This window comes from Methylobacterium endophyticum (genome assembly GCF_050591105.1).
Taxonomy (GTDB): Bacteria; Pseudomonadota; Alphaproteobacteria; order Rhizobiales; family Beijerinckiaceae; genus Methylobacterium.
Window position 1 is genome coordinate 120,790 of record NZ_JBNHES010000003.1, and the last position, 14,240, is coordinate 135,029.

The 14,240-nt window shown below is 70.1% G+C and carries 15 protein-coding genes; 6 read left to right on the forward strand and 9 right to left on the reverse strand.

The window, feature by feature from the left end; translation table 11 throughout:
- The first annotated feature begins 23 nt into the window (after positions 1-23).
- Positions 24-1,397, forward strand: coding sequence for a PleD family two-component system response regulator (locus tag ACP56T_RS05040; RefSeq protein ID WP_430911030.1), 1,374 nt, complete (start codon positions 24-26; stop codon positions 1,395-1,397).
- Positions 1,398-1,509: 112 nt separating this feature from the next.
- Positions 1,510-1,689 (forward strand): hypothetical protein, encoded by a 180-nt coding sequence (locus ACP56T_RS05045; protein ID WP_430911031.1) that lies wholly within the window; start codon positions 1,510-1,512, stop codon positions 1,687-1,689.
- A gap of 112 nt (positions 1,690-1,801) precedes the next feature.
- On the opposite strand, the gene rpmG is transcribed toward ACP56T_RS05045, so the two are convergent.
- The 5 genes from rpmG to ACP56T_RS05070 all read right to left on the reverse strand — a co-directional run bounded on the left by rpmG (position 1,802) and on the right by ACP56T_RS05070 (position 4,859).
- Positions 1,802-1,969: a 50S ribosomal protein L33 gene (rpmG, locus tag ACP56T_RS05050; RefSeq protein ID WP_430911229.1), complete on the reverse strand. Its 168-nt coding sequence runs from the start codon at positions 1,967-1,969 to the stop codon at positions 1,802-1,804.
- Positions 1,970-2,105: 136 nt separating this feature from the next.
- Positions 2,106-3,272, reverse strand: a complete 1,167-nt coding sequence (locus ACP56T_RS05055; RefSeq protein ID WP_430911230.1) for an MFS transporter — start codon at positions 3,270-3,272, stop codon at positions 2,106-2,108.
- Entirely contained in the window at positions 3,269-4,030 is a 762-nt protein-coding gene (locus tag ACP56T_RS05060) for an NUDIX hydrolase (RefSeq protein ID WP_430911032.1), read from the reverse strand. Before ACP56T_RS05060 ends, ACP56T_RS05055 begins: the two co-directional genes overlap by 4 nt.
- On the reverse strand, positions 3,966-4,436 hold the full coding sequence (locus tag ACP56T_RS05065) for a DUF983 domain-containing protein (protein WP_430911033.1): 471 nt from the start codon (positions 4,434-4,436) through the stop codon (positions 3,966-3,968). Before ACP56T_RS05065 ends, ACP56T_RS05060 begins: the two co-directional genes overlap by 65 nt.
- 66 nt (positions 4,437-4,502) lie before the next feature.
- Positions 4,503-4,859 carry a TonB family protein gene (locus ACP56T_RS05070; protein ID WP_430911034.1) on the reverse strand — a complete coding sequence of 119 codons (357 nt, stop codon included), beginning with the start codon at positions 4,857-4,859 and terminating at the stop codon, positions 4,503-4,505.
- A 179-nt stretch (positions 4,860-5,038) separates the two neighbouring features.
- On the opposite strand from ACP56T_RS05070, the gene ACP56T_RS05075 reads away from it, so the two are divergent.
- Complete coding sequence (locus ACP56T_RS05075; RefSeq protein ID WP_430911035.1) at positions 5,039-5,296, forward strand: hypothetical protein; 258 nt, start codon at positions 5,039-5,041, stop codon at positions 5,294-5,296.
- A gap of 93 nt (positions 5,297-5,389) precedes the next feature.
- Here ACP56T_RS05075 and rnr read toward each other — a convergent pair whose 3' ends face one another.
- The 3 genes from rnr to ACP56T_RS05090 form a co-directional block, all read right to left on the reverse strand.
- Entirely contained in the window at positions 5,390-7,714 is a 2,325-nt protein-coding gene (gene rnr, locus ACP56T_RS05080; RefSeq protein ID WP_430911231.1) for a ribonuclease R, read from the reverse strand.
- Between the two features lie 212 nt (positions 7,715-7,926).
- On the reverse strand, positions 7,927-8,265 hold the full coding sequence (locus tag ACP56T_RS05085; protein WP_430911036.1) for a hypothetical protein: 339 nt from the start codon (positions 8,263-8,265) through the stop codon (positions 7,927-7,929).
- A gap of 73 nt (positions 8,266-8,338) precedes the next feature.
- Positions 8,339-8,917, reverse strand: coding sequence for an NADPH-dependent FMN reductase (locus ACP56T_RS05090; RefSeq protein WP_430911037.1), 579 nt, complete (start codon positions 8,915-8,917; stop codon positions 8,339-8,341).
- A 207-nt stretch (positions 8,918-9,124) separates the two neighbouring features.
- On the opposite strand from ACP56T_RS05090, the gene ACP56T_RS05095 reads away from it, so the two are divergent.
- Both ACP56T_RS05095 and ACP56T_RS05100 read left to right on the forward strand, forming a co-directional pair.
- On the forward strand, positions 9,125-10,372 hold the full coding sequence (locus ACP56T_RS05095; RefSeq protein ID WP_430911038.1) for an Hsp70 family protein: 1,248 nt from the start codon (positions 9,125-9,127) through the stop codon (positions 10,370-10,372).
- A gap of 293 nt (positions 10,373-10,665) precedes the next feature.
- Complete coding sequence (locus ACP56T_RS05100) at positions 10,666-11,376, forward strand: GIY-YIG nuclease family protein (RefSeq protein ID WP_430911039.1); 711 nt, start codon at positions 10,666-10,668, stop codon at positions 11,374-11,376.
- A 193-nt stretch (positions 11,377-11,569) separates the two neighbouring features.
- On the opposite strand, the gene ACP56T_RS05105 is transcribed toward ACP56T_RS05100, so the two are convergent.
- Positions 11,570-13,156, reverse strand: a complete 1,587-nt coding sequence (locus tag ACP56T_RS05105) for a catalase (RefSeq protein WP_430911040.1) — start codon at positions 13,154-13,156, stop codon at positions 11,570-11,572.
- 147 nt (positions 13,157-13,303) lie between these two features.
- Here ACP56T_RS05105 and ACP56T_RS05110 point away from each other — a divergent pair, with 147 nt between their 5' ends.
- Positions 13,304-14,236: a LysR substrate-binding domain-containing protein gene (locus ACP56T_RS05110; protein WP_430911041.1), complete on the forward strand. Its 933-nt coding sequence runs from the start codon at positions 13,304-13,306 to the stop codon at positions 14,234-14,236.
- Positions 14,237-14,240: the final 4 nt, after the last annotated feature.

Sequence of the window (14,240 nt, forward strand, 5' to 3'; positions counted from 1 at the left end):
CCACGCACCAACGGCGAGGTTCGATGTCCGCCCGCGTCCTGATCGTCGACGATCTCTTCCCCAACGTGAAGCTCCTCGAGACCAAGCTCTCGCTGGAGTATTTCGACGTGGTCGCGGCCATGAACGGCCCGGACGCCATCGCGATCTGCGAGAAGGGCCTCTGCGACATCGTCCTCCTCGACGTGATGATGCCGGGCATGGACGGGTTCGAGGTCTGCCGGCGGCTCAAGGCGAGCCCGATCACCGCGCATCTGCCGGTGGTCATGGTCACGGCCCTCGACCAGCCCTCCGATCGGCTCAAGGGCCTCGACGCGGGGGCCGACGACTTCCTCACCAAGCCCATCGACGACACCGCGCTGTTCTCGCGGGTGCGCAGCCTCGTGCGGCTCAAGGCGATGACCGACGAGCTGCGCAGCCGCGCCATGGCCTCGCGCGATTTCGGCATGGGCGATCCGCTCGCCGCCGCCGCCGCCGAGACGGGCCAGAACGCCAACATCCTCATCGTCGAGAGCCGCCGGGCGGCCGCCGAGCGCATGGTCTCGGCGCTCAGCCAGCACCACACCGTCACCGTCGAGGCGGACCCGCAGGCGGCGCTCATGAAGGCGCCGGAGGGCCAGTTCGACGTCATCCTCGTGAGCCTCGACGCGCAGGAGCACGACGGGCTGCGCCTGTGCAGCCAGCTCCGCTCGCTCCACCGCACCCGCAACGTGCCGATCATCATGCTGGCCGAGGAGCACGACCGCGCGCGGATCGTGCGCGGGCTCGATTTCGGCGTGCACGATTACCTGATGCGGCCCATCGACCGGAACGAGCTTTTGGCGCGCGTTCGCACCCAGGTTCGCCGCAAGCGCTTCTCGGAGGTGCTGCGCGGCGCCGTGCAGGCGTCCATGGAACTCGCCGTCACCGACGGGCTCACGGGGCTGCACAACCGGCGCTATCTCGACAGCCATCTCGGCGCGCTGTTCGGCGACGCGGCGCTGCGCCAGCGCCCGCTCGCGGCCCTGATGCTCGACATCGACCGCTTCAAGGCGATCAACGACACCTATGGCCACGAGGCCGGCGACGAGGTGCTGCGCACCTTCGCCGAGCGGGTCCGTCTGCTCACTCGCGGCATCGACATCGTCTCGCGCTACGGCGGCGAGGAGGTGGTCATCATCCTGCCCGATGCCGGGCTGGCGGAGGCGCGCGTCATCGCCGAGCGCATCCGCGAGCGAATCGAGGCGCAGCCCTTCTCGGTGCAGCGCGCCACCCGCAGCATCCCGGTCACGGTGTCCATCGGCGTGTCGGTGCGCGAGCCCGGCGATGCCGGCCCGCAGGATCTCCTCAAGCGCGCCGACCTCGCCCTCTACCGGGCCAAGGGCGCGGGCCGGAACCGGGTCGAGGCGCAGGCCGCCTGAGCCGGACCGCGCCGTCAGGTGAGGAGCCGGAAAATATCGGAACAGGATCGCCGATGATCGGTTGGATCTGTCACCAAGCCGGCCGCTGCCGGTCTCGTGAACAGGATTTCAAATGACCATCAAGACCTTCGGCGCCGCCGCGCTGGCCCTCTCCCTCGCCGTCGCCACCACCGGCGCCGCCCTCGCCCAGACGACCCCGAACAGCCACAACAACGCCACCACCGGCGCGCCGGGCGGCGACAACAGCGGCAACGCGGCGACGGGCAGCGGCGCGGCTCCCAGCGGCAAGTAGGCCGCCGGCACCGAGCAAGCGGCCGCCATCATAGCCGGTTCATCCGCGCAAACGAAAAGCCGCCCCGTCTCCGGGGCGGCTTTTTCTTCGGCCGGTCCGCGTGACGGGCGGCTTACTTGATCTTGGTTTCCTTGAACGGGACGTGCTTACGCACGACCGGATCGTACTTGTTCATGGAAAGCTTCTCGGTCTGCGTGCGGGAGTTCTTCTTGGTGACGTAGAAGTAACCCGTGTCGGCGGTCGAGATGAGCTTGATCTTGACGGTGACGGCCTTGGCCATGGCGGACGCTCCTGAAGCGAGTGCGGCATTCCGCATCAGAGCGAAACGCAAAAGGGCCGGGAGGGCCCGGCCGAATACGGGCGGCTCAATGCCCGATCGGGGAGCCTGCGTCAAGGCCGAGGCGCCCGGCTGGGAGCTATCGCGGCCGCCGGGCCAGCGCCGCGCCGAGCCCGGCGGCGTAGGCGAGCACCACCGCGGCGACGGCGACCGCGAAGCCGTGCGGCGGCATCAGGTCCATGCCGCCCCCGATCACCGGCGGCCCGAGCATCAGCCCGACATTGTAGAGCATCACGAAGGCGGCGTTGGCGCCGGCCAGGGCCGGCCCGCTCACGCTGGCCCCGAGATGGGCGAGCCCCACCGTGTAGAGCGTGCCGACGAGCCCGCCCCAGACGAAGAGCAGCGCCACGAGCAGCGGCGCGGAGGCCGCCGCGAGGGGGATCAGCGCCGCCAGCAGCCCCCCGCCGAGGCTGGCCGCGGCCAGCACGATGCGGCGGTCGATACGGTCGGCGAGCCAGCCGAGAGGGATCTGGAAGACCACGTTGCCGAGCGCCAGCGCGCTCACCAGTCCCGCCGCCGTCTCCGGCGCATGGCCGAAGCGCAGTGCGTAGAGCGGCAGGATGGCGAATCCCCCCGTCTCGACGGCGCCGTAGACCAAGGCCGCCAGCGTCGCGGTGGGCGCGAGGCGCAGATAGCCGGATAATCGCAGGGCGGGGTCGTGCGCGATGCCCGGCGAGAGGCCGCGGGCGAGGAGGAGCGGCAGCATCCCGGCGAGAAACAGCCCGGCCCCGGCGAGATAGGGCGTTGCCCCCTCCGTGCCGAGCAGCGAGAGCAGCGCCGGCCCCACCGCGAGCCCCACCGAGAGCACGGTGGCGTAGATGCCGATCACCAGCCCGCGCCGGGCCGGGGGCGCCGCCTCGCTGATCCAGTACTCGGAGAGCACGAACAGCGCCCCCAGGCTCGTGGAGAACAGGAAGCGGATGACGAACCAGGCGCCGAGGGAGGGCAGCAGCGGGAAGGCGGCGAGGCAAGCCGCGCCGAGCCCGATTGCCGCCAGCAGGAGCCGCACCACGCCGACGCGCGCCGCGAGCCGGGGCACGAAGGGCACGGTCAGGATGCTGGCGAGCCCGGCGACAGCGGTGTTGACGCCGACGAGGGTGCTCGACGCGCCCATCCGCGCCATGGCGATGGAGAGCAGCGGGATGGTCAGGCTCAGGCCGATGCCCACCACCGCGACGCAGGTGATCGCCGCCGTGATGGCGGCATTGCGGGCCCGGATCTCGGTCGCGGCGTCCACGGGGCTCAGATCAGCACCCGCTCCCGCTTGCCGTGGCGCTGGAAATGGAACGGGATCGGCCGGTGCGGGGCGAACCCGCCGGCGATCTGCGCCTCCAGCTCGTCGAGGATGACGCCGGTGATGTAGGGCAGCTCGAGCTTGCGGGCGTCCGCGAGCTTCACCCAGGCGAGCTCCACGAGCTCGGCGGTGTCGCAGACGACGCCCGGCGCCTCGGCCGCGACGCCGGTGCGGTCGACGGCGAAGAAGCGGGTGTCGAAGCGGCGCGGGCGGCCGGGCGGCGTGATGGCGCGGGCAACGAGATGCAGGGCTTCGAGGTCCGGCATCACGCCATGCGCCTGGAAGGCCCGCCACGACCCCTCCGGCGCCTGCTCCGGCGGCCCGTAATCGGTGGTGCCGACGAGGAGGCCGGTCTCCTCGTAGGTCTCGCGAAGGGCGGCCAGCGCCAGCGCCCGGCCGAGATGCAGCGGCGGCTTGGCGATCATCGCCTGGAGTGCGCTCTCGCTGCGCTCGGGCAGGGCGCCTGCCACGGGCATCCTGCGGTCGCCGGGCTCGATGCGGCCGCCGGGGAAGACGAACTTGCCCGGCATGAAGGCGAGGCCGGGGTTGCGCCGGCCCATCAGGATCTTCGGGCTTCGTCCGCGCCGGTCGATGACGATGAGGGTCGCGGCGTCGCGCGGTCTCAGGACGCGCGGGGCCGCCTTGTCAGGCGAGGGGGGCCGGCGAGATCCGTCCGTCGATGGCTGCACCCGTCGCCTCCCCGGCGGCATCCAGGTTCGGCCGCGCCCCGCTCGGTAGCGTGGCGAAGCCGTGCATGCCAAGGGCGTATTGCAGGCCGACCACCGCGCCCTTCACCGGCTGGAGCAGGGCAAGCGCCAGCACCAGCGTCACCGGAGGCCAGATCGCGAGCTGGACCCAGAGCGGCACGTCGAGCCGCAGCTCCGTCTCCAGGATCAGGTAGCCGACGATATGGGCGACGATGAAGATCACCACATAGGGCGGCAGGTCGTCGGCCCGGTGGTGGCGCAGTTCGAGGCCGCAGGACTCGCATTTCGGCCGCACCTTGAGGAAACGGCCGAACATGCGCCCCTCGCCGCAATGCGAGCAGCGGCAGCGGAAGCCCCGCATCATGGAGGGGACGATTCCGCTGCGGGGGAGGGCGTCGGTCTCGGTCATGGCCACGACTCCTAGGGAGACGAGTCCTAGGGAGCGGCGGGGCGCCTGTCCACGGCGCCCATCGTCTCACCGCTTGAAGGAGACCGGTAGCACCAGCGAGATGGTCTCGTTTCCGCTCAGCCAGTGCGGCGCGGGCACGGGATCGGCCGCCTTCACCGCCGCGACGGCGGCGCGGTCGAGGATGGGACGGCCGCTGCTCGTGGCGATGGCGACGTCGTGGACATGGCCCGCGCGGTCGGCCTTGAAGCCGACCATCGCCCGGCCCGCTTGGCCCTCCCGGCTCTCCGAGCGCGGGTATTTCAGGAAGCGCACGATGTGGGCCGACACCGTGCGCGCCCAGTCCCGCCGGTCCTCGGCACGCGCCGGCAGGACGGCGGCGAGGAGGGCGAGCGCGCCGAGGGCGGCGGCGAGAGGAACTCGCATGGGAAGCGTCTCGCGATTAGCGCCAGCTCGGAGTTTCGTCTTATCCGCCGGATGGGCAGGGTCAAGGACGGCGTCCGCTACCGTTTCGACTTAGATATCGAGCCGGCTTAATTGGCTGATTTCCGTATTCCGGCAGGAGCATTCCATGCGACCATGCACCCGCCACAGGATGCGATCCGATGAACTATGCTGCGGGGCAGGTGATGAAGATCGGCGATGAGGTGATCGCCGATGGCATGCCTGGCATCGTCGTTTGCGATTTCGATCGCCGTCAATTTGCGAGCGGCTATGAAGATTGGGATATGCCGACGGTCGAAATGCTCGGAGGTGGCTTCCTGTCTTCGGGCGTGATGGTTCTGACCGGAGAAGCGGGATTGATCCATTACGAGGAGGGGATGGGCGACATCGTGTTCGTCCGCGACGGAAAGGCCCGCTGACAAGAACGGGACGATCTTTACTGTGGTCGCTTCCCTTTCATTCGAGCAGGCCCGCTGCATTCGAGCGGATTGCGAATCCTGACGGTGCTGCCCTCACCGCCCCTTCGGCCGGCGGCTGCCGCGATGGCGGGTCTCGCTCGGACGGGGCGCCGGCCGGGGGCCCTTCGCGCGGGCGTTCGGCATGCTTGCCGTCTTGCCCGCCCCCTTGCCCGAGCGGGGCTTGCCGCCGCTCAGGATCTCGAAGCGGAGCGCGCCCGCGACGGCCGCCGCCTCTACCAGCTTGACCTCCACCCGGTCGCCTAAGCGGAACGTCTCGCCGCTGCGCTCGCCGACCAGCGCGTGGCGCGCCTCCTCGTGGCGGAAATATTCGGCGCCGATGGTCGAGATGGGCACGAAGCCGTCCGCCCCGGTCTCGTCGAGCTTGATGAACAGCCCGGCCCGCGTCACCCCCGCGATCTGGCCGTTGAAGACCGCGCCCACGCGGTCGGCGAGATGGTGGGCGATGAGCCGGTCGATGGTCTCGCGCTCCGCTGCCATGGCCCGGCGCTCGGCCCCCGAGATCTGCTCGCCGATCTGCGCCAGCTCGGCCGCCGACACATCCGGCGACAGGCCGTCCTTGCCGAGCCCACAGGCGGCGATGAGCGCGCGGTGGACGACGAGGTCGGCATAGCGGCGGATCGGCGAGGTGAAATGCGCGTAGCGGCGCAGGTTCAGCCCGAAATGCCCGAGATTCTCGGCGGCGTAGACTGCCTGGGCCTGCGAGCGCAGCACCACCTCGTTGATGAAGGTCGCGTGCTCGGTCTCCGCCACGGTGCCGAGGATGCGGTTGAACAGCGCCGGCCGCAGCGCCCCCTCCTTCGGCAGCTTGATGCCCACCGAGGCCAGCACCTCGCCGAGCGCGCGCATCTTCTCGAGCGCCGGCTCGTCGTGGACGCGGTAGATCAGGGCCTGCTTGGCGGCCTCCAGGGTCTCGGCGGCGGCGACGTTGGCCTGGATCATGAACTCCTCGATCAGCCGGTGCGCGTCGAGGCGTTCCGGCACGATCACCCGGTCGACGGCGCCGTCCGGGCCGAGCAGCACCTTGCGCTCGGGCAGGTCGAGGGCGAGGGGGCCGCGCCTGTCGCGCGCCGCCTTCAACGCCGCGTAGGCGGCCCAGAGCGGGCGCAGCGCCGGTTCCAGCAACTGACCCGTGGTCTCGTCCAGATGCCCGTCGATGGCGGCCTGCGCCTGCGCGTAGGAGAGCTTGGCGCGCGAGCGCATCGTCACCCGGTGGAAGCTGTGGCGGCGCTTGGTGCCATCGGCGGCGATCACCATGCGCACCGCGATGGCCGGGCGGTCCTCGCCCTCGCGCAGCGAGCAGAGGTCGTTCGAGATGCGCTCTGGCAGCATCGGCACGACCCGGTCGGGGAAATAGACCGAGTTGCCGCGCTCCAGCGCCTCGCGGTCGAGGGCGCTGCCGGGGCGCACATAGGCCGCGACATCCGCGATGGCGACGGTGACGACGAAGCCGCCGGGATTCTCCGGGTCGGGATCGGGAGACGCCATCACCGCGTCGTCGTGGTCCTTGGCGTCGGGCGGGTCGATGGTCAGCAGTGGCTCGGAGCGCCAGTCCTCGCGGCCCCTGAGCGTCGCGGGCTTCACCGCGTCGGCCTCCGCCAGGGTCGCTGCGGAAAAGACGTGCGGGATGTGGTGGAGATGCAGCGCGATCAGGCTCACGGCCTTTTCCGAGCCGAGCGAGCCGAGACGCTCGCGCACCCGCCCGCGCGGGGGGCCGAAGCGGGTCTCGCGCTCGACGGAGACGCTGACGAGGTCGCCGTCGCGCGCCTCGCCCTCCTCGCCGGGCGGGATCAGGATCTCCTTGCCCTGGGATCGCTTCTCCACCGGCAGGATGCGCCCGCCCTGGGCGCCGGCCCGGAAGACGCCGATGACGGCGGCCTTGTTCTTGCCGATCACCTTGACGACGCGGCCGGCGTAGCGGTTCTCGCGCTCGGGATCGGGCTCGACGCGGATCAGGGCGCGGTCGCCGATGCCCGGCGCCGGCCGGTGCGCGCCGCGCCCGCCGCGCGGGGGCGAGACGACGATGACCGGCGGCTTGCCGTGGGCCGCGTCCCACTCGGCGGGGAAGGCCAGGAACTCGCCGTCCCGGTCGCGCGAGCGGATATCGGCCACGACGACGGAGGGCAGCCGCCCCGCCTTGCCGAGCCCGCCGCGCCCGCGCTCGATGAGGCCGTCCTCCTCGATCTCCTTCAGGATGCGCTTCAGCCCGATCCGGTCCGACCCCTTGATGCCGAAGGCCTGCGCGATCTCGCGCTTGCCGACCTTCTCCTGCGCGCCGGCTATGAAGGCGAGGATCTGCTCGCGCGTGGGAAGGGCCGCCTCGTGCGGCTCGCCGGGTTCCGCCGCGCGGCGCTTCCGCAGCGCGGGGCCTTTGGGCAGAGGGGGGCCTTTGGGCAGAGAGGGGCCTTTGGGGATGCGTCTGGCCAAGATACCGTCGCTCGCGGCGCCGGGTCGCGCGCCTGGGTTGGGGGAGGGGCGGATGCGATGGAGCCCCGCGCCCGTCCTACATGGTCGCCCCGCGCCTCGCGGGCAACGGCGCGGGGGCGCCAGTCAACACGTCATCCCGCACCACGTCATCCCGTGGCGGCGGACTTGCGCACCCGCTCCACCGCCGCGTCCACATCGAAGCCGGGGGCCAGCAGCTCGGGCAGGGTGAAGGGGCACTGGACCGGCAGGCCGAAGGAGACCCGCCCCTCCTGGTCCGCGTATTCGGGCGCCTCCGCCTCCCGCACGGCGAGCACCCAGAGCCCGTCGAATGTCAACGCGGCGGCCGCCCCGGCCTGCGCCCGGATGGTATCGAGGGCGCGCACCGCCTCCTCGCGCCAGAGCAGGCTGGCGCGGTCGTCTCCCATCAGCGCCGCCTTCACGACGCTGGCAAGGAGGGTTCGGACGGTCCGGCCGATGTCGCTCATGTCGTCTCCGCGCTGTCGCGACGGCAGGGCAAGCGCGGTGCCAAGGCCGGCCCCGCCCTTGATACGGGGTGCCTCAATAGGGGGTGCCTTGGGCCCGCCGCGCCTTCAGCGCCTCGGCGTACCAGGTCAGCTCGTCGAGGAACTTGCCCGCCGCCTTGCCGAGCCACTCCTCGGCGGGCTTGCCCGTCTCGTCGAGGGCCTTGCCGATGCGCGGGATCGGCAGCAGCGAGGGGATGCTCGGGGTGCCGAGCTCGGCGAGCATCGCGCGCAGCTGCATCGCCGCGCGCACGCCGCCGAACTGGCCGGCGGAGTAGCAGCAGATCGCCGAGGGGCGCCAGAAATACTCCTCGAGGAAGTGATCGAGCGTGTTCGACAGGGCCGGCGGGATCGAGTGGTTGTACTCCCCCGAGACCACGACGAAGGCGTCCGCCCGCCGCAGCAGCGCCGCGAGCCCTTCGAGCACCGGGGGCGCGGCGCCCTTCGGATGCTCCTTGTACATCTTGTCGAGGAGCGGGAGCTTCAGCTCCGCCGGGTCGACGAGCGGGGCCTCGTGCCCCCGGCCCTCCAGCTTGCCGACGAGGAAGCGGGCGGCGCGGATGCCCTGGCGCTCGGAGCGGACGCTGCCGAGGATCACGGGGACGACGAGGGGCATGGCGGCTCCGGCTGGCGGGATGGTCCGCCCAAGGTGGAGCGGTGGCCCGGCTTCGCCAGCCCCCGGCAATGCTCTTGCATCGCTCCATCCCCATCGCCCCTCCCGCATCGCCTCCGCGCAACGGTGCCCCGCGACGCCGGCCCCTGGACCTCGGGACTCCGGCCCTGTAGGGCACCCGCCCCTCGACCCTTGGCAGAGATCTTTCCGATGGCGGCCTGTGGCCTCGATTTCGGCACGTCCAACACGACCCTCGGCCGCATCGTCTCGGGGGTGCCGACCCTGGCGCGCCTCGAAGGGACGCATGTCACGATCCCGAGCGCGATCTTCTTCGAGCCGGGCCGCGAGCCGGTGATCGGCCGGGCGGGGATGGCGGCCTATGTGGACGGCCGGCCCGGCCGCCTGATGCGCAGCCTCAAATCGGTGCTCGGCACCGGCCTGATCGAGGAGACGACACCGCTCGGCCGCGAGCGCCTGCGCTTCCGCGACGTCATCGCCCGCTACCTCGCGGCGGTGAAGGCGCGGGCCGAGGCCGAGGCGGGGGAGGCCCTCGACACCGTGGTCCATGGCCGCCCGGTGCATTTCGTCGACGGGGACGCCGAGGCCGACCGGCGGGCGGAGGACACGCTTGCAGAGATCGCAGCGGCGGTGGGGTTCCGCGCGGTGTCGTTCCAGTACGAGCCCATCGCGGCGGCGCTCGACTACGAGCGCTCGGTGACGCGCGAGGAGATCGCCCTCATCGCCGATATCGGCGGCGGCACCTCGGACTTCTCCATCGTGCGGCTCTCGCCCGAGCGCCACGCCCGCGCCGAGCGCGCCGACGACATCCTCGCCAATGACGGCGTGCGCATCGGCGGCACCGATTTCGACCGCCAGCTCAGCCTCGGCACGGTGATGCCGCTGCTCGGCCTCGGCAGCCCCATGAAGCGGCGCGAGCTCGACGTGCCGAGCGGCTATTTCCACGACCTCGCCACCTGGTCGAGCATCAACCGGCTCTACAACGCCAAGACCCTGCGCGAGATCGACGAGACGGTGCGCGACTGCGCCCGGCCCGATCTCGTCTCGCGCCTGCGCGCGGTGGTGGAGGCAGAGCGCGGGCATGCCCTCGCCGCCGCCGTGGAGGCGGCCAAGATCGAGGCGTCGGACGGGGGCACGGCCGGGATCGCGCTCGATTTCGCGCAGACGGGTCTCGCCGCCGGCGTCGACCGCGCCAGCCTCGCCGCGCAGACCGAGACCCTCGCCCGGCGCATCGCCGAGCGGGTGGAGGGCTGCCTGCGGCAGGCGGGGCTCGGACGCGCGGCGATCGACGCCGTGTTCCTGACGGGCGGATCGACCCGCGTGCCGCATGTGCGCGCGGCGATCGTCGCCTGCCTGCCCGGCGCCCGCGTGGTCGAGGGCGACACCTTCGGCTCCGTCGGCATCGGCCTGACGCTGGAGGCGGCGCGCCGCGCGGCCTGACCCCTCCGGTCCGCGTCGGCGGCCTCGTATTTCCGCCATCAGAGTTCGGCCGAGAGGTCTCGTTCTCCCATCCTGGACCTCATCCTGAGGCGCTGCGAAAGCAGCCTCGAAGGAGCCCTCCAGAAGCCGCTGCGATCCCTGGAGCCCCCTCCTCTGCTATCAAAAAACATTGATTTTATTGAGAAAATTTGCGCATCGGCAAATCTGCCCACAACCTACACCATGCCGAACGAGCGCTGGAAACGGTTAAGATCGTAGTTCCGTTCGACGCAACTACGATCTAATTTTTCGGTATGCGCGACTTCATCCTTCAAGAGATCCGACGGTTAGCTTCGGCAAATGGCGGGCAGGCTCCGGGGCAAAAGCTGTTCGCCAAAGAGACGGGCATTACTGAACACCAATGGCGCGGTCGGCATTGGGCACGATGGAGCGATGCGCTCAAGGAAGCCGGGTTTGAGCCGAACGATTGGACCGGAAAGCTCGATCCCGACGACGTGTTGAATGGTGTTATTGCGGGTATCCGGCACTTTAGCCGATTGCCGACGCGCGACGAATTGATGCTGTATCGCCGGTCCAATCCCAAAATTCCCCCTGACAACACGATAAAGCGCCATTTCGGACGACGCGACGAACTTGTTGCCGCCTTAGCAAAGCGTGTGACCGAAGACCCCGCTTACGCTGACATTGCATCGATGCTTCCTGCGGTCGCTTCAATGCCAACTACGCCACGCTTCTCATCGAAGCCGGTCGAAGGGTTCGTATATCTCATTAAATCTGGCGACTTCTATAAGATCGGCCGCAGCGACGACGTCGAACGACGCTTCAAACAAATCACCATTGCTTTGCCCGACAAGGCCGAATTATTCCACACGATCCGAACCGACGATCCGCCCGGCATTGAAGCCTACTGGCATCTTCGCTTTGAAGATCGTCGGGCGAACGGCGAATGGTTCAAGCTGACAGCGGTGGACGTTGCGGCCTTCAAGAAGCGCAAGTTCCAATGACGCAATGAAAAAGCCCGCCAGCTTTCGGGGCTGGCGGCAAGGTAGCGACGGCCGCAGAGCATACGGTCGCGCTATCGGCCGGGGCGAGGCAATGCCAACCTCTCGCGGCGGCCGCGAGAAGCTCAAGAAACAAAAAACCCGCCCGGCCAGGAGGCCGGACGGGCTGACGGTGTTTCGCGAAAAGCCGCGAGGCCTACTCGGCGGCGACCTTGTGGGCGGGCGTGCCGTCCGTGAAGGTCTCCTGCACGAGACGCTTGCCCGGCGCGGCGCGGCCCGGCAGCGGCGGCAGCGCGAGAGCCTTTTGCAGGTCGATGCCGGCGCCTTCCGCGACACGGCGGCCGTAATCGGCGTCGGCATGGGAGAAGTGCCAGACCATCCGAAGCTGGATGGCTTCCGGGCACTGCTTCATGTCGTCGACGAGGTTGGCGATCAGGTCGTCGCGCTCCCACGCCTCGAAGGAGCGGTAGCGCACGCCGGCCTGGGTGTAGTCGTCCTCGGTGCGGCTGGTCTGGTAGCGGCCGAGCTCACCCGACACCGGCTGATGGTACTCCTTGCGCTTGGGCGCCTCGGCGAGCCCCTCGCCGATGGTGGAGGGCTCGTAGTTGATGTGCTTGTTCTTGCCGTGGGCGTCGACCGTGTAGGTCATCTGCCCGTCGCGCTGGTTCGAATGGACCTTCACGCCCGCCTGGGGCGCGTTGATCGGCAGTTGCAGGTAGTTGGCGCCGACGCGGTAGCGCTGGGTATCCGAATAGGACAGCGTCCGGCCCTGGAGCATCTTGTCGTCCGAGAAGTCGATGCCGTCCACGAGCACGCCCGTGCCGAAGGCCGACTGCTCGACATCGGCGAAGAAGTTGTCCGGCACCCGGTCGAGCACCATCCGGCCGCAGGGGCGCAGCGGGAAGTCCTCCACCGGCCACAGCTTGGTGTCGTCCAGCGGATCGAACGACAGGTGCTCGTTCGGGCCGTCGGGCATGATCTGCACCGCGAACTCCCACTCGGGGAAGTTGCCGGCTGCGATGTTGTCGTAGAGGTCCTGCGTGGCGTGGCCGACATTCTCGCCCTGGATCTTCGCCGCTTCCGGCGAGGTCAGGTTGCGCACGCCCTGCTTCGGGATCCAGTGGAACTTGCAGAGCACCGCCTCGCCCTGGTCGTTGACGAGCTTGTAGGTGTTGACGCCCGAGCCCTCCATCTCGCGGTAGTTCGCGGGGATGCCCCAGGGCGACTTGAGATGCGTCACCATGTGGATCGATTCGGGGTGCGCGGCCACGAAGTCGAAGAAGCGCCACGCCTCCTGCCGGTTCGTCACCGGATCGGGCTTGAAGGCGTGGATCATGTCGGGGAACTTGATCGCGTCCCGGATGAAGAACACCTTCAGGTTGTTGCCGACGAGGTCCCAGTTGCCGTCGACGGTCTTGAACTTCACGGCGAAGCCGCGCGGATCGCGGGCGGTCTCCGGCGATTCCTTGGCGCCGGCGACGGTGGAGAAGCGCACGAACATCGGCGTCTTCACGCCGGTCTCGTTGAGCACGCGGGCGCGGGTGTACTTGGAGGCCGGCTCGTCGCCGATCTTGCCGTAGGCCTCGAAATAGCCGTGGGCGCCGGCGCCGCGGGCATGGACGACCCGCTCGGGGATCCGCTCGCGGTCGAAATGGGTGATCTTCTCGATGAACTGGTAGTTCTCAAGGGTGGCCGGGCCGCGCTCGCCCACCGTGCGGGTGTTCTGGTTGTCGCGGACCGGATGGCCCTGCCGGGTCGTCAGCGTGGGGCGATGCTCGCTCATGCGGTGAACTCTCCTCGAAGGTGACGGACGGCGCCTAGGCGACGCGCCATCGCGCATCCAGCCTGGAACCGTTCTCGGAAACCCTTATGACGCTCCGCCGGATCGCTGGCAAATGCATCGTCGCAAAGAACATGATAGGCATGGCCTATGAATCTGGCCGGCCTCTCCCTGCGCGACCTCGAATACGTGGTGGCCGTCTGCGACGAGGGGCATTTCGGGCGCGCCGCCGAGCGCTGCAACGTCAGCCAGCCGACCCTGAGCGTGCAGGTGCGCAAGCTCGAGGGCACCCTCGGCCTCGTGCTGTTCGAACGCTCGAACCGGCGGGTGCTGCTGACGCCCGCCGGGCAGGTCATCGTCCGGCAGGCCCGCGCGGTGCTGGCCGAGGCCCAGCGCCTGCTCGCCCTCGCCAGCGAGGGCCGGGGGGCGCCGCTCACCGGCCGCCTGGTGCTCGCCGCGATCCAGACGCTCGGGCCCTATCTCTTCCCGCTGGTGCTGCGGCCCTTGCGCGACGAATACCCGTTGCTCTCCCTGGCGCTCAGCGAGGCGCGCACCGCCGAGATCCTCGACGGTCTGCGCGACGGCCGCATCGACGCGGCCCTGGTGTCGCTGCCGCTGCCGACCTCGGGCCTGAGCGTCTCGCCGCTCTTCGTGGAGCCGTTTTGGCTCGCCTGTCCCTCCGACCACGCCCTCGCGCAGGGAGGCGCGCTGCGCGCCACCGACATCGCCGGGCCGGACCTGCTGCTGCTGGACGAGGGCAACTGCCTGCGCGACCAGACGGTCGCGGCCTGCGGGGCGGGCAACGGCGCCGGGCGCCATGCCACCAGCCTCGAGACCCTGCGCTCCATGGTGGCGGCCGGGGCCGGCTACACCCTGCTGCCGGCGCTGGCCGTCCCCTCGGGACCCGACCCGAGCGGGCTGGTGGCCCTGCGCGGCTTCGACGCGGACGGGCCGGGCCGCACCATCGCCCTGGTCTGGCGCTCCAGCGATCCGCGCGCGGCGGGGCTCTCCCATCTCGCCGCCTTCCTGCGCGGGCAGGCCCCGGCCGGCACCGTCGCCTGCCGCGAGGGCGAGGCGCCGTGACAGC

Coding starts and splice junctions, on each gene's coding strand:
- ACP56T_RS05040 (WP_430911030.1), top strand. CDS start 24: ATGTCCGCCCGCGTCCTGATCGTCGACGATCTCTTCCCCAACGTGAAG.
- ACP56T_RS05045 (WP_430911031.1), top strand. CDS start 1,510: ATGACCATCAAGACCTTCGGCGCCGCCGCGCTGGCCCTCTCCCTCGCC.
- rpmG (WP_430911229.1), bottom strand. CDS start 1,969: ATGGCCAAGGCCGTCACCGTCAAGATCAAGCTCATCTCGACCGCCGAC.
- ACP56T_RS05060 (WP_430911032.1), bottom strand. CDS start 4,030: ATGCCGCCGGGGAGGCGACGGGTGCAGCCATCGACGGACGGATCTCGC.
- ACP56T_RS05065 (WP_430911033.1), bottom strand. CDS start 4,436: ATGACCGAGACCGACGCCCTCCCCCGCAGCGGAATCGTCCCCTCCATG.
- ACP56T_RS05070 (WP_430911034.1), bottom strand. CDS start 4,859: ATGCGAGTTCCTCTCGCCGCCGCCCTCGGCGCGCTCGCCCTCCTCGCC.
- ACP56T_RS05075 (WP_430911035.1), top strand. CDS start 5,039: ATGAACTATGCTGCGGGGCAGGTGATGAAGATCGGCGATGAGGTGATC.
- ACP56T_RS05085 (WP_430911036.1), bottom strand. CDS start 8,265: ATGAGCGACATCGGCCGGACCGTCCGAACCCTCCTTGCCAGCGTCGTG.
- ACP56T_RS05090 (WP_430911037.1), bottom strand. CDS start 8,917: ATGCCCCTCGTCGTCCCCGTGATCCTCGGCAGCGTCCGCTCCGAGCGC.
- ACP56T_RS05095 (WP_430911038.1), top strand. CDS start 9,125: ATGGCGGCCTGTGGCCTCGATTTCGGCACGTCCAACACGACCCTCGGC.
- ACP56T_RS05100 (WP_430911039.1), top strand. CDS start 10,666: ATGCGCGACTTCATCCTTCAAGAGATCCGACGGTTAGCTTCGGCAAAT.
- ACP56T_RS05105 (WP_430911040.1), bottom strand. CDS start 13,156: ATGAGCGAGCATCGCCCCACGCTGACGACCCGGCAGGGCCATCCGGTC.
- ACP56T_RS05110 (WP_430911041.1), top strand. CDS start 13,304: ATGAATCTGGCCGGCCTCTCCCTGCGCGACCTCGAATACGTGGTGGCC.